Below are 637 nucleotides of genomic sequence, written 5' to 3' on the forward strand. Positions count from 1 at the left end.
GAAGAAGAAAGCAGTCTTTATCCCACGGGTTTTATAGGAACGTTTGGAATGCGTGGGATTCCAAAGGATTGGTTAATTTGCGATGGGAAGGCTTATTTGCGTCGTGATTATCGTGATTTATTTGAGACGATAGGAACGGTTTGGGGAGAGGGGGATGGCGTTACGACGTTTAATGTTCCCGATTTTCGAGGAATGTTTTTACGGGGGCTTGATGGAGGGCGCAATATTGATGAAGGGCGTTCTTTTGCAAGTGTGCAAACAGATTTAATCGAGTCTCACCAACATCAAGGACAGAGCCTTTCGATGTCTCATTTTACCAGCAACGAAAACTTTTGGGATGGGAATACGACAGATGTATTGGGCTATCGTCTAGGCTTGTTTGGGGGGAGCTCTCTAGCGAATTTTATGGGCATAGAGCGTGAGAATTTAGGGGGCTACATTGTAAGTTCTTATACTCTTGATGAGAGCCAAGAGGTTGTTTTGGAGAGCACTGGTGAAGGCGAGACGCGTCCAGTTAATGTGAGTGTTCTGTTTGCGATTAAGACATGAGGTGTAAGATGTCGACGATCTATGATTGGTCTTTAAATGCCTCCTTGAATGCCTATTGTGATGATTTGATTGATTGGTCAAAAGGACA

1 protein-coding gene is annotated in these 637 nt (G+C 44.1%); it reads left to right on the plus strand.

Annotated elements, in window-relative coordinates; translation table 11 throughout:
* Positions 1–549: phage tail protein (locus ACFIJR_RS09225; RefSeq protein WP_375654091.1), on the plus strand; the 549-nt coding region annotated here is incomplete at its 5' end.
* Positions 550–637: the final 88 nt, after the last annotated feature.

Source organism: Bartonella sp. OD88NMGDW, from assembly GCF_042193775.1.
GTDB classification, from domain to species: Bacteria; Pseudomonadota; Alphaproteobacteria; order Rhizobiales; family Rhizobiaceae; genus Bartonella; species Bartonella grahamii.